Consider the following 22,231-nt stretch of genomic DNA (forward strand, 5'->3'; position numbering starts at 1 on the left):
GTCGCGGCCCGGCCTGCCAGCGTGGACGCGACGGTCCGCCATCTGGGGCGCGGGCCGCGAACCCGCACTCCATCGAGGACACATGAAGAAGAAGCATCCCTGCGCCGCCGCGGCATCCGTCGTGCTCGCGGCCGGACTCATCGTCGGCGGCATCGCCGCACCGGTCCACGCCGACGAAACCGTCGAGACCGCCGAGACCATCTCGGTCGACACGAGCGCCGAGGTCATCGATGCCGATGAGGCCGAGACCGGCGGGGTCGTCGAGACCGGCGAGACCGGCGAGACCGACACCACGGCGATCGCCGACGAGACCTCATCGGACGGCGACGGCGCATCCGCCGAGTACCGCGCGTCCATCGCTGACGCGGCACCCCTCGTGCCCGAGCCGGATCAGGCGCAGGCGGCCGACTCCGGCCCGGCGGATCAGACCACCCGGGTTGCGGCTCCCGCCTTCGAGGCCTCGTCGTTCGAGGTGGCACCCGCGCCGGCCACCGTGGGTGAGTCACAGGATGCGCCGCTCGACCCCGACGTCGAGGAATCCCGCCTGCGACTCGTCGTCACCGAGATCCGGGCGGACGGAGCCTCGATCCATCTCTCCGGCATCGGCAACGGCTCGCCGGTGACCCGATGGACCGTCATCGTCACGCCCGTGAACGGCGGCTCCGACATCGTCAAGACGGCGACGACGGAAACGACCTTCGACTTCACCGGGCTCGAGCCCGGGCTCTATCACCTCGAGGGCCGGCTCGATCATGGCGATGACGGCGCATTCGGCAGCACCGGACAGTACATCGTCATCCCGGAGGCTCCGTCGCAGCCGACCGTGCTCGACGTCCAGGCGGGAGACTCCTGGATCCTCGGCGGCATCCGCCCCGGCCCGCTGAAGAACCCGCTTCCGGAGACGACCGGCCCGACCGCCGCGCTCGGCGTCCACTACACCGTCACTCTGATCGGCGGCGGAACCGAGCGCGTCGTCGAGACGGACGGCTGGAGCTCGTCGCTTCTCTCCCGTTTCGCCTTCAACGACCTCGAGCCCGAGACGACGTACACGATCGTCGTGGTCGCGAAGAACATCGCGGGCTCGGCGACATCCGAGCCGATCGAGATCACCACCGAGGCCACCCCGGGTCCGGTCGAGCCGTCCGAGCCGGCGCCCCCGGTGGCTCCGCTCCCCGACGCTCTCACCGACGACAACCGCGGCGGCATGAACGTCCCCGACACCGCGACCGCGGGCACGACCATCACCGCGACCATCGGCGCCGACCTGCAGGGTATGACGGCTCGGGCCTGGTTGTTCTCGACGCCCACCTTCCTCGGCGACGCGACGATCGATGAGAACGGCCAGGTCTCGTTCCCGATCCCGGCCGACGTCCCGGCCGGAACCCACCGCATCGTGCTGACCACCGACCAGAACGTGCTCATCGCGTGGCGCACCCTTCAGATCGACGCCGCAGCAGGTGGCACCGACCCGGTCGAGCCCGAACCCGGCCAGCCGGAACCCACCGAGCCCGTGGAGCCCGGCCAGCCGAGCCAGCCGACGGAGCCCGGCACCCCCGGGGATGGCGCAAGCGTGGGTGCCGGTAACGGCACTGGCCACGGCGCCGCGGTGGGCTCGCCGGCGGCATCCGGAGCGCCGACGCGTACCGACCGCCACCTGGCATCCACCGGCGGGGCGGCGCCGCTGGCGCTCAGTCTGGCCACGCTCCTCCTGCTCGTCAGCGGCGGTGCGCTGTTCGCGCGACGCAAGCCGGTCGGCGAGCGCTCCTGACCGCGGCGCATCGCCCGAACCGGATCGCGTGACTCGTATGCCGTGAAGGGAGCCGTGTCGGTGGTGCCAACCGCTGGGGGGTGGCACCACCGACGCACTCCGGTCCAGCGCTCCGACGGCTCCGGCGATCAGCTCGCGCGGATGCGCTCCGCCTCCGCGACGACGACCGGGTCGACGCAGCCGCGGGCGAACCCGGCGATCCGACGGTCGATGTCACGCTGCAGGATGACAGCTCCGACACGTTCCGCGATCGGCGCGAGCCACGCGGGACGGCAGCTGAAGTTGTAACGCCAGACGGCGAGCGTGCTCGTCGGATCGCCGTCGACGGGGGTGAAACGCCATCCGCCGCCCATGCGCTCGAAGAACCAGGAGCCCTTCGTCATCTTCATCCCGACGTTGGACGGCGGGTTGTACGAGACGTACTCGCTCTCCATCGCGAGACCGAATCGCTGAACAGTGAAGGTGCGGACCCCCTTGGCCGGGCGTTCCGCATCGATCAGGTGCTGGCGCCGGATGAACGGGTCCCAACGCTTGCGCACCTCGCCCTGCGTCTGCGACACGGCGAACGCCACGTCGACACTGACCGGGACGACGCATCGGGACTCGACGACGGGCACCCGCCCATCGTGGCACGATCGGCGCCGCGGCCCGCCGCTCGCACCGTGTCGTTTGATACCGACCCGCCTCAGCCCCACGGGCATCGATACTGGGATCTCCATCGCCTTCTAAATCAACGGAGAATCATGCGCAGCGTCCCCCTCGGTCGGAGCAACATCCAGGTCCCCAACGTCGTCGCGGGGATGATGCGGATCGAGGAGCTGTCGGATGCCGACATCCGCGCCCTCTACGACCGCTCGCGCGCGGTCGGCATCGACTTCTTCGACCACGCCGACCTGTACGGCTCGGTGCGCCACGCCTGCGAACGACGGTTCACCGAGGCCCTGAAGCTGACGGCATCCGAGCGCGACGAGATCACGCTCCAGACCAAGACCGGCATCGTGGCAGACGACTGGCACTTCGACCACTCGTACGAGCACATCGTCACCTCCGCCGAGGAATCGCTCGAGGCGCTCGGCACCGACCGCATCGACGTGCTGCTGCTGCATCGTCCCGACGCGCTCGTCGAGCCGGACGAGGTCGCGCGCGCCTTTGACCACCTCGAATCGTCGGGCAAGGTCCGCGCGTTCGGCGTCTCGAACCACACACCGCGCCAGATCGATCTGCTGAAGACGGCCGTGTCGCAGCCGCTCGTGGCCAACCAGGTGCAGCTGTCGATCACGCATTCGACGCTCATCGCACAGGGCCTCGCGTCGAACATGGTCGGCGAGGACGACTCGATCACGCGCGACGGCGGCGGTCTCGTCGACTATTCACGCATCAACGGCATCACGCTGCAGGCGTGGTCGCCGTTCCAGAAGGGCTTCTTCGACGGTGTCATCTTCGGCGCCGAGGAGTATCCCGAATTGAACGCCAAGCTCGACGAGCTCGCGGCGAAGTACGGTGTGACGCCGACGGCGATCGCGACCGCATGGATCACCCGCCACCCCGCCGGCATCCAGGTGGTACTCGGCACGACCAACCCGCAGCGCGTCGCGGATGCCGCCGCGGGCAGCGACATCCCGCTCACACGCGGCGAGTGGTACGGACTCATCCAGGCCGCCGGCCACAAGGTGCCCTGAGCGGGAGAACGTCACTCGCAGCCGACCCCGTCTCCATCGCGGTCGAGGTGGCGTCCGTAACCGGGGTCGCCCGACCGCACCGGCGCGGCTCCGGCGCTACGGGCCGCCGTGCAATTCTCGTAGTAGGCGTATGCCGGCGCTGCCGGGGCCACGGCAACGGGTTCTTGCGACACCGGGGATTGCACCGACCGCGAAGAGAGTTGTCCCTCCAGGTCGGCGATACGCGCTGCGCGCGCGTCGAGTTCGGTCTGTGAGGCGGTTGCCGCAGTCTCCATATCGGTAATTTGGCTCGTTGCGGTGGTAAGCGACGCCGTGGCCGTCGCGAGTTCGTCCAACGCAGTGTCGAGGTCGGCATACGCCTCATCGAGATTTGCGCGCACTTCCTCGAGCACGGTGTCATTCTCGGCTGCCGCGGTGTCCGCGGCCGCGATATCGGTTTCGAGCGAAGTCACGTGCTCTTTGAGAGAAGTCACCTCTTTCGCCGCCCCGGCGCCACCCATCCCGCCGCCCAGAAACAGTCCCACCACAAGCGCCGACCCGGTCACGATCAGCCCCGTCTTGCGCGATACGGTGCCAGCGAGGATTGCCGTCTTCCCCGCTGACCGGCGCTTCTCTCGCTCGTCAGCAGGTTCGACCCAGGCCGTCCCATCCCAATAGCGCAGGTCTCCGCCCGCATGTTCAGCCGGATACCAACCGGCCGCGGGCAAAAGCGATTCCGTCATGTACATCTCCCCCAGTGCGAGGACGCGATCACCGCTGTCCATTTGCGCGCGCCCCCCGGCGCGAATCCGCGCACATCATGTCAGGCGCGAGGTGCTCGCCGCCACATCACCTGCGAAATCGTGATCATCTGTCTGTGTGGCTCACGCCCGCAAATTCCTGCCCCTCGCATTTTTTTGCGCAAGCGAAAAGCTGGAATCAAGCCCTAGCCGCCAGTATCTGCGCACTGCTACGTTTCGCGGAACGCGCTGATGTCTTGGGGGGCAAGCGCGTTCTCGGCCCCATCCGCGCTCTCGGAGCGATCAAGGTAGATCGGTCGATCCTGCGCGCGGGATCATCGCCACACGATCATGAGGTTTTCATGTCTGTTCATACGTCCTTGCGGCGGAAAGCGCTCGCCTTCCCCGTCGCCCTCGTCGTCGCGCTCGGCGCGGCCGGGTTCGCAGCCGCACCCGCCCACGCCGCGCCCGTCGACCCGACGGCGGAGGAGTCCGTCCCGGTCGAGGTGACGCTCGAGACGGAAGGCGACGACGAGTCGCTGCCGGCCCCTGTCACCGAAGAGCCCGCGGCCCCCGCGCCGGACGCCGAGGCGGTCCCGGAGGAAGAAGCGCTGCCCGAGGTCGAAGTGGAGCCCGGAACGGAGCCCGGGGCCGAGGGAGACCCGACCGTTCCCGTCCCGGACGCCGAGGTCGAGCCGGCTCCCGCGCCCGGCGACGAGGTCGAGCCGGCGCCCGGCGACGATGTCGAGCCGGCGCCCGCGCCGGGCGAGGCGATCCCCTTCACGGTGCTCAGCCCGGCCCCGGATGCCACGACGCTCACCCGCACCGTGCTGTTCGCGGGAACCGGAACCGACGGCGCGACCGTCACGGTGACCGACGCCGACGGCGCGGTGCTGCCGGGATCGCTGCCGGCGACGGTCACGGGCGGCGCATGGACGACCATCGCCACATACGCCGACGACGCGGAGGCCGCACAGACGGTCACCATCACGCTGATCGCCGAGGGCGCCGAGCCCGAGAGCCGGACGGTCTCGTTCACGCTGCCCGACCCCGACGCGGACGTGCCGTTCGAGGTCCTCACACCGGCGTCCGGCGAGACGCTTCCGACCCGCACCGTCGCCTTCTCGGGCACGGGCGACGAGGGCGCCATCGTCACGGTGCTCGGCACCGACGGCCTGCCCCTGCCGGGAACGCAGCCCGTCACGGTCGTCGCGGGGGTGTGGCTCGTGGCCGCGACCTACGCCGATGACGCCCCGGTCTCGCAGACCGCGACCGTCACGCTCGCCGTCGAGGGCGAAGACCTGCAGACGCGGGAAGTCTCGTTCGAGCTCCCCGCCGCCCCCGCCCTGCCTGCTCCGGTCATCACGAGCCCGGCCGCGGGCGAGGTCGTCACCGGAACGCAGGTGACCTTCCGCGGCACCGGCCAGCCCGGCGCGTTCGTCGGCCTGCTCGTCGTCCCGACGGCCCTCGCCGGCGAGGTTCCGCTCGGCGAAACCACCGACGGGGAGATGTCGCTGTCGGCCGTCGAGCCCGCAGCCGCCCCCGCACCGGCCGACCCCGCCGACCCGATCCTGGTCGCCGCGGACGGCACGTGGTCGGTCACGGTTGCCCTCGCGCCCGAGGACTACACCGTCATCGCGCTCCAGGCCTCGGACGAGGCGGGCACCACCGGCCTGTCCGACCCGTCCGCGCCCGTCGCGTTCACCCTGCGCGCCGCTCCCGCCGTCGTGCCGGCCGTCGCGGGCTCGGGCTCGGGTTCGGGTTCGGGTTCGGGTTCGGGCAGCGGTCGCCTGGCTGCCACCGGCGGCGAGGACGTCACCGGCCTGTTCGGCATCAGCATCCTCGTGATGCTCGCGGGTGCGGCGACCGTCGTCGTCTCCCGCCGCCGCGCGACGCAGAGCTGACACACCTCAGCACCGGTCACAGAGGGCGTCCGTCGGTCAGCGCCGGCGGGCGCCCTCCGTCGTGTCTCCCGAAATCGAGGCCGACGCTCTCTCAGGTGCCGCAGAACGTCCGGTAGCCGGCCGCGAAGTCGGGACCGGCGGGCTGGGCGTACCGCTCCGCGCCGGCACGCGCGGTGAACGGCGTCGACAGCACGGTCGTCAGCCAGCCGAGCGGTTCGAGGTCGCCCGCGGTCGCGGCGGCGAGCGCCTCCTCGACGAGGTGGTTCCGGGGAACGTAGATCGGGTTCGCCGCATCCATCGCACCCGGGTCGGGGCCGAGCGCGCGCCAGCGGTCCAGCCAACCGGCCAACGCAGGGTCTCCGCCCAGCGCAGCCTCGACACCGCTGTCGTCTCCGCGAGCGGCGTCGGACAGCGCGCGGAACGTCGACGTGTAGTCGGCGCGGGCGCGCCCGAGCATCTCGTGGAAGTCGCCGGCGAGCGCCTCGACCTCGTCGTCCGCGACGCGGAGCCCGAGCTTGCAGCGCATCCCTGCCGTCCGCGCCGCGGCGAACCGCGGGCGGAACTCCGCCAAGGCTTCCTGAGCCAGCTCGACGGCTCTTTCGAGTTCGTCGTCGAAGAGCGGCAGCATCGCCTCGGCCAGTCGCGCGAGGTTCCACTCGGCGATGTAGGGCTGGCTGCCGTACGCGTACCGCCCGCCGGTGTCGATCGAGCTGTACACGGTCGCCGGGTCGTACGCGTCGAGGAACGCGCAGGGCCCGTAGTCGATCGTCTCGCCCGAGAGCGTCACGTTGTCGGTGTTCATGACGCCGTGGATGAAGCCGACCAGCATCCACTGCGCCACGAGGTCGGCCTGCGCGTGCACGACGGCGCGGAACAGCCCGAGCGCCGGGACGTCGTCGTCCGCCGCGGCCGGGTGGTGCCGCGAGATCGCGTAGTCGACGACGGCGCGCAGCACATCGATGTCACCCGTCCCGCGCGCGAACTCGACGCTGCCCACGCGCAGGTGGCTCGCGGCGGTCCGCACGAGCACCGCGCCCGGCAGGGCGGTCTCGCGCAGCACGTCGCGACCGGTCGCGACGACGGCGAGCGATCGGGTCGTCGGGATGCCGAGGGCGTGCATCGCCTCGCTCATGACGTACTCCCGCAGCATCGGGCCGACGGCCGCGAGCCCGTCGCCGGCACGGGCGAACGGCGTGGGTCCCGACCCCTTCAGGTGCAGGTCGCGCAGCGAGCCGTCGGGGGCGGCGACCTCGCCGAGCAGCAGGGCGCGTCCATCGCCCAGCCGCGGCGAGAACCCGCCGAACTGGTGGCCGGCGTACGCCTGCGCCACGGGCTGCGCCCCCTCGGGCAGCGCGGCACCGACGAGCAGTGCCACGCCCGCGGGGCTGCGCAGGAAGGCCGCGTCGAGCCCCATCTCGGCCGCGAGGCCCTCGTTGAGCACGAGCAGGCGGGGGTCGGGCGCCGGATCGGCCGACCACGGACGCGCGAGGGCCGGCAGCGCATCGGCGAAGTCGTGTGACAGCGACAGCAGAACCGGAGGCATGGTCCGAGGCTACGCGCGCCGCGGACGCCGGGGGCCGCCCGCCGTCTTGCACGTTTACACATCCGTCATCCGTTCTTGATAGGAATGGGTGGCGGTCCGCTCGGGTCCGCGGAGAGCGAGCACCATGCGTCTGTCGGTCATCGGTTGCGGTTACCTCGGAGCGGTCCACGCCGCGGCGATGGCATCCATCGGGCACGAGGTCGTCGGGATCGACGTCGACGAGCGCAAGATCGCCTCGCTCTCGAAGGGCGACGCCCCCTTCTTCGAGCCCGGCCTGCAGGAGATCCTGAGCGAGGGGCTGGCCTCGGGCCGTCTGCGCTTCTCGACCGACATGGCGGATGCCGCGGGCGCCGCCGTCCACTTCGTCGGCGTCGGCACCCCGCAGCAGAAGGACGGCTACGCGGCCGACATGACATACGTCAACGCCGCCGTCGACGCCCTCATCCCCCACCTCGCGGCGGGCGACATCGTCGCCGGCAAGTCGACGGTCCCCGTCGGCACCGCCGCGACGCTCGCCGAGCGCGTGACCCCGACGGGGGCGACGCTCGTCTGGAACCCCGAGTTCCTGCGCGAAGGCTGGGCCGTGCAGGACACCGTCGACCCCGATCGTCTGGTCGCGGGCGTCCCCGCGGGCGCCGATGGCGAGCGCGCCGCGGATATCCTGCGCGAGGTCTACCACCCCTCGGTCGCCAAGGGCACGCCGTTCATCGTCACCGACCTCGCGACCGCCGAACTCGTCAAGGTCGCCGCCAACGCCTTCCTGGCCACGAAGATCAGCTTCATCAACGCGATGGCCGAGATCGCCGAGGTCACCGGCGCCGACGTCACGACCCTCGCCGACGCGATCGGGCACGACGCGCGCATCGGCCGCCGCTTCCTCGGAGCCGGCATCGGATTCGGCGGCGGCTGCCTGCCGAAGGACATCCGCGCCTTCTCGGCCCGTGCCGAGGAGCTCGGCCGCGGCGAGTCGGTCGCATTCCTGCGCGAGATCGACGCGATCAACATGCGCCGCCGCGACCGCGCCGTCGACCTCGTCGTCGACGCGTTCGGTGGCTCGGTCTACAAGAAGAACATCACGGTGCTCGGCGCGGCGTTCAAGCCGCACAGCGACGACATCCGCGACTCCCCCGCCCTCGACGTCGCCGTGCGCCTGCACGGCCTGGGCGCCTGGGTCACCGTCACCGATCCCGAGGCGATCGAGAACGCGCGCCGTGTGCACCCGCAGCTGAACTACGTCGAGGACCGCGACGAGGCCCTACGCGCAGCCGACGCCGTCATCGTGGTGACCGAGTGGGACGAGTACCGCCGTCAGCTCGACCCCGCGCACGCCGCGACCCTCGCCACGGGCCGCGTCGTCGTCGACGGTCGCAACTGCCTCGACGCCGACGCCTGGCGTGCGGCCGGCTGGGACTACCGCGGGATGGGACGCCCCTGACGCGCATCCCGGCCTCGCGCGCAACCCTGCGGCGCATATCGGATCGATCTCCCGCATCCGGCCCGCTCCGCGTATCGCGGCAGAGATGATGGAGCGGTGCCCGCTCCTCTTGACGCACCCACCGTCCTCTCGCTCGGCGAGAGTTCGAACGGTGCGCCGGTCCTCGCATCGCCGACCGTCGTCGCCGCGCTCTCGGCGGCCGCGGGCGTCACGGGCTTCGGCACGGACGCGGCCGCGACCCTCGACTGGGCGGTGACGGTCGGCGCGTCACGCCCGGCGGAGCGGCCGCTCGTCGACGACTGGTCGCTGCTCGCGTCGGTCGCCGCCCGCGACGTCGCCGCGGCGCGCATCCTCGAACCGCACCTCGACGCTCTCGACATCCTCGCTCAGGCGCACCACGACGGGATCGACGTCGAGCTCGACGCGGTCGGCGCGGATGCCGGTTCGACGTGGGGCGTCTTCGCCGCCGAGGGGCCGAACGCCCGCCTCGACGCGCAGCTCACACCCGGGGGCTGGCGCCTGACCGGCACCAAGCCGTGGTGTTCGCTGGCCGAACACCTCACTCACGCCCTCGTCACCGCGTGGACCGGCGACGAGCGGCGACTGTTCGCCGTCGCACTGCAGACCGCGGCGGTGTCCGCCCGCAGCGGGCCGTGGCACGCCCGGGGGCTCAGCCAGGTGGTCAGCGCGCCGGTCGACTTCTCCGCGGCGACCGCCGTGCCCGTGGGCGACGCTGGCTGGTACCTGCGGCGCCCCGGCTTCGCACGCGGCGGCGTGGGCGTCGCGGCGTGCTGGTGGGGCGGCGCCCTCCCGCTCCGGACCGCCCTCCTCGAGGCCACGCGGCGACCGGCCGCCGACCAGCTGTCGCACACCCACCTGGGTCGCGTCGACGTCGCACTGTGGAGTGCCCGGCTGACGCTGCAGTCCGCGGCTCGCGTGATGGACGACCCCGGCACACCCTCCAGCGACCCGGGGACGCTCGCGACGCGCACACGCACGGTCGTCGCGGATGCCGTCGAGCTGGCGCTGACCGAGACGTCGCGCGCGCTCGGCCCGCTCCCCCTCGTCGCCGACGAGGCCCATGCACGGCGGGTCGCCGACCTGCAGATCTACCTGCGCCAGCATCACGCCGACCGCGACCTGGCGCGCATCGGGACGAGCGTGAGCGAGGGGCGCGGCGCGTGGTGAGCTTCGACCATCGCGACGCGGGCACCCCTGAAGAGGTGTGGGCCGCCGCCTTCGGGGAGCGCTCGCTGCCGCCGCTGGCCGACGGCATCGAGCACCTCGTCGTCGTGGCAGCACACCCCGACGACGAGACCCTGGGAGCGGCGGGCCTCATGGCCCGCACGGCGCGTGCCGGCGGCACGGTCACCGTCATCATCGCGACCGACGGCGAGGGCTCGCACCCGGACTCGCCCACGCACAGCCCGACCGACCTCGCGGCGGTACGGCGCGACGAGGCGTCGCGCGCACTCGCGACCCTGTCACCTCGTATCCGACCGCGCTTCCTCGGCATCCCCGACGGCGCCACCGACGCGCACCGCGACGAGATCGCCGCGGCGCTGCGAGCCGAGGTGGCATCGACCGCGCACGTGCGCAGCCTCGTCGTCGCCCCCTGGACCGGTGACGGCCACCGCGACCACCGCGTCGTCGGCGAGGTGGTCGGCGAGGTGTGCGCCGACCTCGGCCTGCCCTGGCGCACGTATCCGATCTGGCTCTGGCACTGGGGCTCGCCCGCCGACGCTCCGTGGGCCGAGCTCGAGCTCGTCGAGCTCGACGCCGACCTCGCAGCGGCCAAGCGCGCGGCCCTCGACCTCCATCGCAGCCAGACCCGTCCGCTCTCGGCGGCACCGGGCGACGAAGTGATGCTCCACGAGGGGATGCAGCGGCACTTCGAGCGAGCGTTCGAGGTCTTCGTCCGGCCGGCCCCCCGACCGATCCACCGGGCGGCGAGTCTCGACCGGAGCTTCTTCGACGCGTTCTATGAACGGAACGGCGACGACCCCTGGGGGTTCGACACCCGGTGGTACGAGCAGCGCAAGCGCGCGGTGACGATGGCGACGCTGCCGCGCGCCCGCTACCGTTCGGCGCTCGAGCTCGGCTGCGCGACCGGCGCGCTCACCGAGCTTCTCACCGGCCGCTGCGACGACGTCCTCGCGCTCGATATCGCCGACGCGCCCCTCGCCGCGGCTCGGCGCCGGCTCGGCGACCGCGGCGACGTCCGCTTCGTCCGCGCCGCATTGCCCCGCGAGTGGCCCGCGGGCTCGTTCGACCTGATCGTCGTCTCGGAGGTCGGCTACTACTGGGACGAATCCGACCTGGTCGCGGCGATCGGCCGGATGCGCGCATCCCTGGCGCCCGACGGCCATCTCGTCGCCTGCCACTGGCGTCATCCGGTCGCCGAGTACCCGCTCTCGGGAGACCAGGTCCACGCCGCCCTGAGCGCCGACGATCAGCTCGTCCGCCTGGCCCGCCACGACGAGGCCGACTTCGTGCTCGAGGTCTACGCGCACCCGGATGCGCGGTCGGTCGCGGCCGAGACGGGCCTCGTGTCGTGACGCCGACCTCCGTCGCCGTCGTGGTCCCGGTGCACGACGAAGCCGATCTGCTGGATCGCTGCCTCGTGGCGATCTCCGCCGCCGTGGCCCACGCTCACCGCACCCATCCGGACGTCGCCGTCGTCACGATCATCGTCCTCGACGCATGCTCCGACGCGTCCGAACGCATCGCGGCCTCGCACGGGGTCGGCATCCGGCGCATCGACGCACGACGCGTCGGGACCGCCCGTCGCGTCGGTGTCGAGTCGGCTCTCGCCGAACTCGGCGACCCGCCCGCGCGCGACACCTGGATCAGCACGACCGACGGCGACTCCGCCGTACCTCCGACGTGGCTCAGCCACCAGCTCGACCTCGCGGCGACGGGAGCCGGCGTCGTGCTCGGAACCGTACAGCCCGACTTCGCCGACCTCACCAGCGAGCACGCGGCGCACTGGGTCGCCACACACCCGCGGGGCCGGCCCGCCGGCAACGTCCACGGAGCGAACCTCGGGATGCGCGCCGACGTCTACCTCGCCGCCGGAGGCTTTCCCGAGCTCGACGAGCACGAGGACGTCGCCCTCGTCCGGGCGGCCGTCGACGCGGGTGCACGCGTCGTGGTCACCGACGAGCACGAGGTCGTGACCTCGGGGCGGTTCGTCGGCCGCACGCCGGGCGGCTATGCGGCATTCGTCCGGCAGATGCACGATCGCGTGCGCCGGGGAGTCGCGTAGACCCGGCTGCGCTCAGCTCCGCATTCTCAGCTCCGCGTCCTCAGCTCTGTTGCGGGGCCCTCGCGGTCGTGACCGCCGGGGCACCGAGCAGCCGCCAGCCGTTCCGGCGCGGCTCCTCGACCCGCGGCTCGGTGTCACGCAGTCGCGTGGGCGATGGCAGCTTCTCGGTGCGGAGCGCGCGGCGGAACGCATCGAGACCCGAGAAACCGGCGCGCGTCGCGACCTCGGCGATCGTCAGTCCGCGGTCGCGATCGGCCCGCAGGATCCGCACGGCCAGGTCGAGCCGCAGTCGGCGCAGCTCGCCCGCGGGCGACGTGCCGTGCGCCTGGAACGCGCGCTGCAGGTGCCGCATCGAGACTGCCAGGTGCGCGGCGATCGATTCGGGCGTCACCGCCGGATCGGCGCGGGTGGCCGCCATCATCGACGAGGCCTGCGAGAACAACGACATCGAGACGCGTGAGCGCACCCACTCGCGGGCGGTGTGCTCGGCGAACAGGCTGTCGATCATGTGCTCCGCGGCGCACGCGAGCGAGTGCTGCGTGGCCGCGTCGACGCTCTCGTCGGTGTCGAGCAGCGACTCGAGGTAGCGTCTCGTCGGTTCGACCAGGTGGGTGTCGGGGAGCACCATCGCCGGCTCTGTCCGCGCCGAGACGTTGGCGACGAGCAGCGTGATCTCGTCCTCCCACCACGCCATATGCGCGACGCGGGTCGACAGGTACACCGCCTCGCCCGTCTCGAGCCGCCGCGCCGGCTCGTCGGCGGGCGCCCGGCTCATCAGCGCCCCGCCATCGGAGGGGAACACGACCAGCGCCGACTCCTCGCGAAGCGGCGACAGCGTCACCGCGCCCGGGCCGAGCAGCACGCGCCGCAGCTCGATGTGCGCGAGCCGCACGCCGCGGGTCGAGATCACGTCGAGACGCTGCGGACCCGGCTTCCGCCCACCGGCTGACTCATCACCCGTGATCAGATCGCGCATCCCGCCTCCTCCTGCCTCTCCTCATTGTGGCCGCGTCGACAACGGTCTTCTGGCCCCGAGGTGGCGCTGAGCGACTGATCCGTGGCGCTCAGCGCCAAGTTCTCTGCTCGCCCCTCCCCCGGCTGCTCGGTGCCGCAACGCTTCGGAGACCACCCGATACGCGTCCCCGAGGAGCGCCCATGTCACGCACCGACGACCCCACCCGCACCGACGACCCCTTCGGCGACACCGCCGCACCCGGCTCGGGGGTGTCGCGACGCGCCCTGGTCCGAGGTGCCGCCTGGGCGGCACCGGTCATCGCCGTCAGCGTCGCCGCCCCGCTCGCGTCGGCGTCCGTTCAGACGGCGGGCCTCGCGTGGACAGCGAGCGAGACGGGCCTGCTGGGCTTGCGCGTGCTCGACGGCACGGGCGTCGTCGAGGCGGGCGCCCTCGTCACCGTGCCGACCGTGTTCACGATCACGAACGGCGCCGGCGCGATCGATGAGACGGCGACGATCACGATCGTCGTCGGGCGCCCCGCGGGTCTCACCCTGCCCGTCGGGCGGGCACGGGGATTCGGCGTCGCCACCCTCGACGGAACCGACGTATCGGCGCAGAACTCGGTCACCTACAGCACCGTGCTGGGCTCACGGGTCGGCTTCCCCGTCACGACGCTCGTCACGACCCGAGCCGTCGCGATCCCGTCGAACGGCACCCTCAGCATCCCCGTCGAGTTCGGCCTCTCCGGGTCGAACTCGGGGATCTCCGTCGGCGCGCTCGCGACCTTCCCGGTGACCCTGACCGTGGTGTTCGCGAGCGGCGCGACCTACCAGGCCCAGACCACGATCAGCGTGCCGGTGGGAGCCGGCATCCTGTGACGACGAGCGCGCGTCGTCACCGGACCGACCACGACGCCGATCCGTCGTGGTGGCGCCGCGAGCACGGCGGCCTCCCCGGCTGGGGCCTGGCCGCCATGCTCGCGGCCATCGTCGCGACGAGCGCCTTCTCGCTCGCGATGATCCTCCAGGCGTAACCCGCCCGACACCTGCCCGAACCGCCGCGGGCGTACCGTTGCCGCCATGAAGCGATCACGGCGTTCCGACTACGGCGAACGATCCTGGTGGACGCAGGACCATGGCGGACTCCCCGGGTGGGCGATCATCGGGGCGACCATCGTCATCCTGGCGCTCGCCGTCTTCATCGCGGTGCTCCTGCTCTCGCCCCGCTGACCGCGGTCGAGAGGCGGATGTCGCCTCAGCCCGGTCCCGCGCCCCGATCGTGTCGCTCAGAGCACGCTCGCATGCCGGATCTGTCGCTGAGACGCTGATGTCGCGGCGGGGAGCGTCGGGATAATGGGCCCCACCACCGACTCGAGACCCCCATGCCCCCACACCCACCAGCGCAGGCCTTGACCCTCCGCACCGGCGTCGAGCTCGGGCACGCGTGGGTCCAGGACGTCGCCGACGGCCTCGGGGTCCGCGTGCTCTTCCTCAAGGGGCCGACCCTGACCCGGCAGGGCCTGCGGGCGGACCGCACCTCGAGCGACGTCGACGTGCTCGTCGACCCCGAGGAATTCGACCGTCTCTGCCGCGAGGTCCTCGCCCGCGGCTGGCGCGAACGCCCGGCGCCGCTGATCGGGCATCTGACGAGTATCCACTCGCGGACCTTCCTGCACGACCGGTGGCCGTGCGACCTCGACGTGCATCGCCACTACCCCGGGATGCTGGCCGCCCCGGCCGACGCGTTCACCGCGCTCTGGGCCGACCGCGAGACCGTCGACTTCGCCCACCGCCGCTGCGCCGTGCCCTCTCGCGTCGCCAACGTCATGGTCCTGGCTCTGCACTCGCTCCGCGGCACAGAGCGCCAGGAACGTCACGCCGCCGAGCTGCGCGAGCTCGAGGACGTCGTCCTGACGCCGGCCGAGCGCGATCGCCTCACCGCCCTGGCCAGCAGCATCGGAACGACCGCGACGCTCGCCGACGTGTTCCGGCGCCTGGACGTCGCCGTGCCGGTCGACCCCCGCGAGAGCGCGTCGGCGGCGGCGCGACGCTGGCGCGAACGGGTCGATTCGGGCTCGTTCGGGGCATATTTCTGGTTCGCCGCGCTGCGCGACGCGCACGGCCGCGACCGTCTGCGCATCGCGGCGCGGGCGGTCTGGCCGTCACGGTCGGACCTGCTCCTCAGCCGCCCCGAGACCGTCGACACGGCGACCGGTCGCGCGGCCGCGCGGGCGAGACGCTGGGCGCGCGGGGCGCGCTCCCTGCCGAGGGCGGCCCGTGCGATGAGGACGAAGCCGCACGTGTCTGTTGATCGCATCGAGCCGGGGGGTCCCCTGTGGAGCTGAGAGATTACCTGCGCATCCTGCGCGCCCATTGGATCGCGCTGTCGCTGTGCGTCGTCCTCGGTGTCGTCGTCGCCTTCGCCTGGACGCTCGTCCAGCCCAAGGTCTACACGGCGGACGCGAGCGGGTACGTCACCCCGGTGAAGGCCGAAGGCCAGACCGACAGCAGCTCCGAGTACGTGAGCGACAACCTCGCGAAGTCGAAGGTCAAGTCGTACGTCGACGTGGGCACCTGGCGTGCCGTGGGCGAGCACGCCCGTGAGGAGCTGGGCCTCGACGTGAGCCCCGAGAGCCTCGTGCGCCGTGTCACGGTGTCGAACCCGCTCGACACCGTCGTCATCAAGGTCGACGCCACCGGGCCGACCCCCGAGGCCGCCCGTGACCTCGCGGGTGCGTGGATCCGCGGCATGCAGATCGAGATCGAGAACATCGAGTCGGGCGGCACGGGCGTGAACCCGGGTATCACGCTGGTGACCGCCGACTCCGCGCGCCTGCCCACGACGCCCAGCTCGCCGAACGTCCGGCTCGCACTCGCGATCGGCGGACTCGTCGGCCTCGTCGTCGGCATCGGCTACGCCCTGCTGCGGTTCACCCTCGACCGCCGCATCCGCTCGGCCGAGGGCGTCGAGCGGGAGACCGGACTGAACGTCGTCGGCGCGATCCCCGAGGAGAAGTCGTTCACCGCCGACAACCGCCTCATCCCGTTCGACGGGGCGAACACCTCCTCGAGCCGGAACGTGCACCTCTACGCCGTGTCGGAGGCCGTGCGCGAGCTGCGCACCAACATCCAGTACATGGACGTCGACAACCCGCCGAAGATCCTCGTCGTCACGAGCCCGCTTCCCGGCGAGGGCAAGTCGACGACGGCGGCGAACCTCGCGATCACGCTCGCTGCGAGCGGTCAGCGCGTCGTGCTGATCGACGGCGACCTGCGCCGCCCCATGGTGGCGACGATCTTCCACCTGATCGGCGACGCCGGACTCACCGACATCCTGGCCGGCCGCGCGACGTTCGACGACGTCGCGCAGCCCGTGGGGCGCACGGGCACGCTCCGCGTGGTCGCCGCCGGCAAGATCCCGCCGAACCCCAGCGAGATCCTCGGTTCGCAGCGGATGCGCGACCTCGTGCACGCGCTCAGCGAGGACGCCGTCGTCATCGTCGACGCGCCCCCGCTCATCCCGGTGACGGATGCCGCGGTGCTCACCAACCGGACCGACGGCGCGATCATCGTCACGACGGTGGGCCGCACCACGTTCGACGCCCTGAAGAAGGCGCAGCAGAACCTCGAGCGCGCGGGCGGCCGGGCACTCGGGGTCGTCCTCAACCGCGTGCCGCGCAAGGGCAGCGGTGCGGCGTACTACGGCTACCAGTACACCGGGCAGTACTACCGTGCCGACGACGACGCCCGCGACATCGCCCCGGAACCCGCCGTCGCCCCGGCACCCGTCGCACCCCCGGCTCCGGTCACGGTCCCGGTGCTGGCCGCCGCGCTTCCGGACGGCCGGCGGGCGCGACGCGCCCGGCGCTGATCCATGACGGCCACCCCCGACGTCGCCCCGCTCCGTCCCGCCGCCGGCGCGGCACCTCACCGGTCGCGCCTGCGGCGCATCGCGAGCCACCCGCTCGCACACCTCGCGGCGGCGCTGCTGCTGATCGCCCTCGTCCAGTCCTTCGTCGCGAAGGTGTATCAGGTGCCCTCCGCGTCGATGGAGCAGACCCTGATGCCGGGCGACCGCATCCTCGTCGACCGACTCGGCATCGCCGGAGCGCCGGAACGGGGCGACATCGTGGTCTTCGAGCGCCCGGATGCGTGGCGCGACGCGCCCCGGTCCGAGCCGTCACCCTGGCGGGCCGCGGCGGGCTGGGTCGGCGACCTCTTCGGCTTGGGCCCGAGCAACGGCGACGCCCTCGTGAAACGCGTCGTCGGCGCTCCCGGCGACGAGATCGCCTGCTGCGACGACGGCGGTCATGTGACGGTCGACGGCGTCGCGCTGGATGAGTCGTACGTCACGAACGACCTGCCCTTCGACGCCGACACGATCGACTGCGACAGCATCCCGCGATCGCCGCGCTGCTTCGACCCCGTGCGACTCGGACCGGGCGAGTTCCTGCTCCTGGGAGACAACCGGGCCGACTCGTCCGACTCGATCAGCCTCTGCCGCGGCGATGTCCCGACGACCCCGGCGTGCGCGCGTCCCGTGGACCGCGAGAACATCGTCGGCCGGGTCTTCCTCCGACTCTGGCCGCTCGATCGTGTCGGAGCGCCCTGAGAGCACGCACGTCAGACGGGTGCGACCTGCGTGGCGCCCAGCGGAGGCAGCGCATGGAGTCCGCGCCGCTCGGGGCGTGCCGACCGCCGCTGGGCACGCACCCGGGTCGGCGAGGGCTCGCCGTGCAGGCGGAAGGCCCGCCGCAGATCGTCGGCGCTCCCGAAACCCGCGTAGCGCGACACCTCGTCGATCGAGAGCACGTCGTATCGCGCGTCGCCCAGCAGCTGCACGGCGAGCTCGACGCGCAGGCGACGGATCTCCTCCGTCGGGGAGGTGCCCTGCTCGGCGAACGCCCGCTGCAGGTGGCGAGCGGACACCGCCAGCTCGGTGGCGAGCGTGGGGACCGACAGCTCCGGGTCCGCCCGTCGCGCGGCGATGAGGGCGAGTGCGCGCCGGTACAGCGAGGGCTGGACCTTCACGGGGCCGGCTCCGACGCTCGCGCGCTCGAGGAACAGGCTGCCGATCATCTCCTCGGTGAGCCGAGACAGCGCGTATCTCGCGACCCGCCCCGGCCGGGCGGCCCCGTCGAGCAGCGAACGGAAGTAGGCGGCGGCCGGGCCGAGCAGTGCCGAGTCACCCGCGAACAGCGGCCCGTCGCTGTCGTCGATCGGCGCTCCGAACGCGGCGACGACGTCCTCGGGGGCCGAGACGACGATGATCTCCGCGTCGTCCGACCAGGCCAGCAGATGGTCCGAACGCGACCGCAGGAACAGCCCCCGTCCCGCATCCGCCCGGTGACGGCGACGCGCGTCGACCGTCGGCGCGATGCTCACGCTCCCGGCGGAGACGAGCACGCTGTGCACGACGGGAACCCCACCCGCCGGCATGACGCGCTCGGCTCCGGCCGCGAGCGCGTACCGCTTCACCACGACCGTTTCGAGTGCGAGCATCTGGGCCGATCGGCCCGAGAACGGCTCGCCCGACCGTCGAGTCGAGGGGGGCATCACCCCCGGCGCACTCGGGTAGCGCTCGTAGCTCACGACGCGCCTCCCCCCTCGATTGCCTCACAGCGTAAGAGCGGCCGCGCCGCCGCCCCGCACTGGATCCGGGGGTGCCGACTACGCATTCGGGGCGCAGCCGGCACCCGCGGACATCACGGTCGCGACTACTTAGAGGATCCCCGCGCCCACCGGGACGACGACGCTCGAGGTGGCCGTACGGGTCAGACCGTTGCCGAAGTCGACGACGATCGTGACGGGGAACGTCGCGAGTGCCGAGACGGCGACACCGGTCGACGTGCCTGCGAGCCCCAGGACCAGCGGCACGCGCTGCGTCCCGTTCGAGGGAACGTTCACCGGAAGGGTCGTGGTGAAGGTCGTCAGCGGGAAGCCGAACTGACCGACGACCGGAGCGGTCTGGTACACGGCGGTGCGCTGGCCTGAGGTCGACGGCACGCCGTTCAGGCTGTAGACGCCGAAGCCCCGTGCGCGTCCGGTGGGAATGTTGATCCCCGCCGGGCGTCCGATCGTGACCGTCACGGTCGCGGTCTGGTTGATCGCGCCGGCTCCGTTCGTGATGGTGAACTCGGTCGGCACGGTCGTGAGAGCCGTCGCGGTGACGGCTCCGCCACCGTCCAGCAGGTTCAGCGTGAGAAGAGCCGTCTGCGTTCCGGTCACCGCGAGGCCGGAGGTGTTGACGGATGCGGCGGCGAGGGGCGCGGCGACGGCGACAGCCATCACGGGCACGGCCCAGGCGGCGCCCTTGATGATGGTGCGGCGGTCGATGCCGTCGGACTCGCGGCGGGTGGGGACGACGTCGGTCACGGGGACTCCTCGGGTTGGGGATGAGAGGTTTCCCGTACTTTTTCGCTGCGCGGAACCGCCGTCGATGGGACCGTCCGCATTCGTCGCTCACGTCACGATCGGTGTCGCGACGTGTCGGAATCGGGAGCGCCGGTCAGGGCAGGTACAGCTCGGCGAGGCCGCGGTCGGCGAGCAAGCCGAGGAAGACGCGGACATCGCCATCGATCTCGATCGCGTCGAGGTCTCCGCGCGATGCGACGGCGCGGACGAGCGCGTCGGCCGTGGCGCCGCGCGCGGTGGTCAGCGCCGCCCAGATAAGCGCGGCGGTGCCCTCGAGCGCGACCGGCTCGGGCGCTCCGCCGCGTCCCAGAGGCAGTGCCGCGAAGCCGTCGCCGTTCGCCGTCCAGGCGACGTCGGAGCGGACGCGCCACGAGGGCTCGCGGACGAGCACTCCCTCCGTGGCGAGCGCCGCGACCGCCGCCGCGACCGCGGCGCCCGGGTCACCCGTCGGCGGTGCGCCGTGCTCGCTCACGACCGCCGCGACGAGGCCGCCCGCCGTCCGCGGGGTGGCGGCCACGCGCCAGAGCGTTGGCCCGATACCGTCGAGGATCCGCAGCGTGGCTCCCCCGTCGGCCTCGGGCTGGAGCAGCGCGAGGCGCTCCGGCCCGTCGTCCACGACCGGAGCCAGCTCGAGCACGTCGAGGTGCGCTCCTCGCCACCACGACGTCTCCGTCCCCGTTGTATCCGCCGGAGCGGCTCCCGCCGACTCGGGCGCGGATGCGGCGGCGCGGACGTGCTCGATCTCGGCTGCGGGGCGGAAGAGCGGCGCCAGGGCCGCAGCGAGGGTCTCGGCTTCGCTGTAGGTCACCCGGTGCACGCCTCCGACCGCCGCGACGTGCGCGGCGACACGGCGGAGGGGAGCGGGCAGATCGGCGAGGTAGCTCGTCTGCTCGACGAGCTCGGGCAGCGCGTCCGCAAGGTCGCACGGCTCGAGCACCGGCTGCGCGGGCCCGCCCGGCACCCGGTCGAGGAGCACGATCGCGCTCAGACGAAGCGGCGCCGCGGGCAGCGCACCGAGACCCAGCTCCGACCCCGACCGCTGGGCCTTGTCAGCGAGGGGGTCTTCGATGATCGACAGCGGTTTGCGGTACGGCAGCACCGTTCCGTCCGCCGCGACGCCCACGGTCTCGTCGGTCACGTACCCGTAGTGGGCCGCGAGCGCCCGCGTTGCGGTGGTCTTCCCGCGCCCCGACGGACCGACGATCGCGACCACGTTGCCGTCGTCATCGCTCAACCCGCCGGCGTGCAGCATCCAGAGCTCGCCGCGGCGCGCCTCGATGGCCGCGAGGGTCACCGCTTGCGACAGTCCGGCGAGCGCGTGCGCGATCGCGCCGCCGGCCGGCGTCACGTCGCGGTGGGCGGCGGGCAGAGGCCCGCCGGCCGTGACCACGGCGTCGCCCCACGCGCGGGCGATCGCTGCGACGTCGTCGGGCGACCGGTCGCCGGGCTCGATCCGCACGGCGCATCCGAGGGCGGAGACGAGCAGAGACGGTGACACCCTCGTAGCCTAGGGTCGGTCAGACCGCGACCGCATCGCTGGATTCTGCTGGCCCGCGGCTCAGGGCAAGCGCACCGAGTCGGTCCGCGGGTGCTCGCGCGGCATCCGGTCGCGGTCGTAGGTGATCGCGGAGTAGCCGTGCGGGATGGGTGTGCCGTCTTCGTCGACGCTTACGAAGACGAGGCGCTCGATCGAGAGGATGCGCTTGCGGGTGATCATGTTGCGCACCACCGCGCGCATCGTCAGGGAGGTGCGCCCGAAGTGGGTCGCCGTCAGCCCCATCTCGATCAGGTCGCCCTGCAGCGCCGACGACTCGAAGTTGATCTCGGAGATGAGTTTGGTCACGACACGGTAGTTGCCCAGCTGGATGATGGCGTAGATCGCGGCCTCTTCGTCGATCCAGCGCAGCAGGCTGCCGCCGAACAGCGTTCCGTTGGCGTTGAGGTCCTCCGGACGCACCCACTTGCGGGTGTGGAAGTTGATGCCGTCCTCGGACCAGTACCACTCGGATGCCGCGCGCTCACGGTTCGCCGGCTCGGGATTCGTCTGATCGCTCACGTTCATCCAGCCTAGCCCCGCCCCTCTCGCGCCGTCAGGCACGCCCGGACACGGGGTGCGGGGCTACCGGCGGTCGTCGGTGGTCTGTCCGTAAACGTTCTGATACCGGTCGTAGAGCGCATCGATCGCGCCCTGCGGGATCGGGAGGACCTCACCGCCCTGCCGCGCCAAGTGGACCGTGCGAGCCACGTCCTCCACCATCACCGCAGCCTTCACCGCATCCCGCGCACTCGCCCCGATCGTGAACGGCCCATGATTCTGCATCAACACCGCACGAGAACGATGCCCCCGAAGCGTGTCCACGATCCCCCGACCGATCGAATCATCACCGATGATCGCGAACGGCCCCACCGGAACCGGACCCCCGAACTCATCCGCCATCGCCGTGACCACACACGGGATCTCCTCACCCCGCGCCGCCCACGCCACCGCATACGGCGAATGCGTGTGCACCACACCACCCACCTCGGGCATGTTCCGATACACATACG

Annotated in this window: 22 protein-coding genes; 13 read left to right on the forward strand and 9 right to left on the reverse strand. The window is 72.1% G+C overall.

Annotation, left to right across the window (positions count from 1 at the left end):
* Nucleotides 1-82 precede the first annotated feature (82 nt).
* Complete coding sequence (locus BLT21_RS14950) at nucleotides 83-1,768, forward strand: fibronectin type III domain-containing protein (protein WP_091503700.1); 1,686 nt, start codon at nucleotides 83-85, stop codon at nucleotides 1,766-1,768.
* A gap of 128 nt (nucleotides 1,769-1,896) precedes the next feature.
* On the opposite strand, the gene BLT21_RS14955 is transcribed toward BLT21_RS14950, so the two are convergent.
* On the reverse strand, nucleotides 1,897-2,385 hold the full coding sequence (locus BLT21_RS14955; protein WP_091503702.1) for an SRPBCC family protein: 489 nt from the start codon (nucleotides 2,383-2,385) through the stop codon (nucleotides 1,897-1,899).
* A gap of 126 nt (nucleotides 2,386-2,511) precedes the next feature.
* On the opposite strand from BLT21_RS14955, the gene BLT21_RS14960 reads away from it, so the two are divergent.
* The gene (locus BLT21_RS14960; protein ID WP_091503704.1) at nucleotides 2,512-3,447 is read left to right on the forward strand and encodes an aldo/keto reductase; all 936 of its coding nucleotides are present in this window, start codon (nucleotides 2,512-2,514) and stop codon (nucleotides 3,445-3,447) included.
* Between the two features lie 11 nt (nucleotides 3,448-3,458).
* Here BLT21_RS14960 and BLT21_RS14965 read toward each other — a convergent pair whose 3' ends face one another.
* Nucleotides 3,459-4,169 carry an excalibur calcium-binding domain-containing protein gene (locus BLT21_RS14965; protein WP_176786946.1) on the reverse strand — a complete coding sequence of 237 codons (711 nt, stop codon included), beginning with the start codon at nucleotides 4,167-4,169 and terminating at the stop codon, nucleotides 3,459-3,461.
* Nucleotides 4,170-4,528: 359 nt separating this feature from the next.
* On the opposite strand from BLT21_RS14965, the gene BLT21_RS14970 reads away from it, so the two are divergent.
* A complete protein-coding gene (locus BLT21_RS14970) occupies nucleotides 4,529-6,070 on the forward strand; it encodes a hypothetical protein (protein WP_143025004.1) in 1,542 nt (513 codons plus the stop codon).
* A gap of 91 nt (nucleotides 6,071-6,161) precedes the next feature.
* Here BLT21_RS14970 and BLT21_RS14975 read toward each other — a convergent pair whose 3' ends face one another.
* Entirely contained in the window at nucleotides 6,162-7,613 is a 1,452-nt protein-coding gene (locus BLT21_RS14975; protein WP_091503713.1) for a protein adenylyltransferase SelO, read from the reverse strand.
* 124 nt (nucleotides 7,614-7,737) lie between these two features.
* Between BLT21_RS14975 and BLT21_RS14980 the strand changes: the two genes are divergently transcribed.
* The 4 genes from BLT21_RS14980 (at nucleotide 7,738) to BLT21_RS14995 (ending at nucleotide 12,316) form a co-directional block, all read left to right on the forward strand.
* Nucleotides 7,738-9,048 (forward strand): UDP-glucose dehydrogenase family protein, encoded by a 1,311-nt coding sequence (locus BLT21_RS14980; protein ID WP_091503715.1) that lies wholly within the window; start codon nucleotides 7,738-7,740, stop codon nucleotides 9,046-9,048.
* A 96-nt stretch (nucleotides 9,049-9,144) separates the two neighbouring features.
* Complete coding sequence (locus BLT21_RS14985) at nucleotides 9,145-10,236, forward strand: acyl-CoA dehydrogenase family protein (protein WP_176786947.1); 1,092 nt, start codon at nucleotides 9,145-9,147, stop codon at nucleotides 10,234-10,236.
* Nucleotides 10,230-11,606, forward strand: a complete 1,377-nt coding sequence (locus tag BLT21_RS14990) for a bifunctional PIG-L family deacetylase/class I SAM-dependent methyltransferase (protein ID WP_091503717.1) — start codon at nucleotides 10,230-10,232, stop codon at nucleotides 11,604-11,606. Before BLT21_RS14985 ends, BLT21_RS14990 begins: the two co-directional genes overlap by 7 nt.
* Nucleotides 11,603-12,316 (forward strand): glycosyltransferase family 2 protein, encoded by a 714-nt coding sequence (locus tag BLT21_RS14995; RefSeq protein WP_091503720.1) that lies wholly within the window; start codon nucleotides 11,603-11,605, stop codon nucleotides 12,314-12,316. The genes BLT21_RS14990 and BLT21_RS14995 overlap by 4 nt, the downstream gene beginning before the upstream one ends.
* A gap of 40 nt (nucleotides 12,317-12,356) precedes the next feature.
* Here the strand turns inward: BLT21_RS14995 and BLT21_RS15000 are convergent, their stop codons facing one another.
* A complete protein-coding gene (locus tag BLT21_RS15000) occupies nucleotides 12,357-13,292 on the reverse strand; it encodes a helix-turn-helix domain-containing protein (RefSeq protein ID WP_091503722.1) in 936 nt (311 codons plus the stop codon).
* Nucleotides 13,293-13,471: 179 nt separating this feature from the next.
* Between BLT21_RS15000 and BLT21_RS15005 the strand changes: the two genes are divergently transcribed.
* From BLT21_RS15005 to lepB, 6 genes are all read left to right on the forward strand, one after another.
* Nucleotides 13,472-14,149 (forward strand): hypothetical protein, encoded by a 678-nt coding sequence (locus BLT21_RS15005; protein WP_091503725.1) that lies wholly within the window; start codon nucleotides 13,472-13,474, stop codon nucleotides 14,147-14,149.
* A complete protein-coding gene (locus BLT21_RS15730) occupies nucleotides 14,146-14,304 on the forward strand; it encodes a hypothetical protein (protein WP_176786948.1) in 159 nt (52 codons plus the stop codon). The genes BLT21_RS15005 and BLT21_RS15730 overlap by 4 nt, the downstream gene beginning before the upstream one ends.
* Nucleotides 14,305-14,350: 46 nt before the next feature.
* The gene (locus tag BLT21_RS15735) at nucleotides 14,351-14,500 is read left to right on the forward strand and encodes a hypothetical protein (protein WP_176786949.1); all 150 of its coding nucleotides are present in this window, start codon (nucleotides 14,351-14,353) and stop codon (nucleotides 14,498-14,500) included.
* A gap of 179 nt (nucleotides 14,501-14,679) precedes the next feature.
* Nucleotides 14,680-15,615, forward strand: coding sequence for a nucleotidyltransferase family protein (locus BLT21_RS15010; RefSeq protein WP_176786950.1), 936 nt, complete (start codon nucleotides 14,680-14,682; stop codon nucleotides 15,613-15,615).
* Nucleotides 15,606-17,141: a tyrosine-protein kinase domain-containing protein gene (locus BLT21_RS15015; RefSeq protein ID WP_091503731.1), complete on the forward strand. Its 1,536-nt coding sequence runs from the start codon at nucleotides 15,606-15,608 to the stop codon at nucleotides 17,139-17,141. Before BLT21_RS15010 ends, BLT21_RS15015 begins: the two co-directional genes overlap by 10 nt.
* Before the next feature lie 3 nt (nucleotides 17,142-17,144).
* A complete protein-coding gene (gene lepB, locus BLT21_RS15020; RefSeq protein WP_091503733.1) occupies nucleotides 17,145-17,882 on the forward strand; it encodes a signal peptidase I in 738 nt (245 codons plus the stop codon).
* A gap of 11 nt (nucleotides 17,883-17,893) precedes the next feature.
* Here lepB and BLT21_RS15025 read toward each other — a convergent pair whose 3' ends face one another.
* From BLT21_RS15025 to BLT21_RS15045, 5 genes are all read right to left on the reverse strand, one after another.
* Nucleotides 17,894-18,862: an AraC family transcriptional regulator gene (locus BLT21_RS15025; protein WP_091503735.1), complete on the reverse strand. Its 969-nt coding sequence runs from the start codon at nucleotides 18,860-18,862 to the stop codon at nucleotides 17,894-17,896.
* Between the two features lie 129 nt (nucleotides 18,863-18,991).
* Entirely contained in the window at nucleotides 18,992-19,645 is a 654-nt protein-coding gene (locus BLT21_RS15030) for a hypothetical protein (protein WP_091503738.1), read from the reverse strand.
* Nucleotides 19,646-19,778: 133 nt separating this feature from the next.
* Nucleotides 19,779-21,182 carry a PqqD family peptide modification chaperone gene (locus tag BLT21_RS15035; RefSeq protein ID WP_091503740.1) on the reverse strand — a complete coding sequence of 468 codons (1,404 nt, stop codon included), beginning with the start codon at nucleotides 21,180-21,182 and terminating at the stop codon, nucleotides 19,779-19,781.
* 60 nt (nucleotides 21,183-21,242) lie between these two features.
* Complete coding sequence (locus tag BLT21_RS15040; RefSeq protein WP_256336109.1) at nucleotides 21,243-21,665, reverse strand: acyl-CoA thioesterase; 423 nt, start codon at nucleotides 21,663-21,665, stop codon at nucleotides 21,243-21,245.
* Between the two features lie 138 nt (nucleotides 21,666-21,803).
* A partial coding sequence (locus BLT21_RS15045) for a class II aldolase/adducin family protein (RefSeq protein WP_176786951.1) occupies nucleotides 21,804-22,231 on the reverse strand: 428 nt, incomplete at its 5' end.

Source organism: Microbacterium sp. cf332, from assembly GCF_900102175.1.
Lineage (GTDB): Bacteria > Actinomycetota > Actinomycetes > Actinomycetales > Microbacteriaceae > Microbacterium.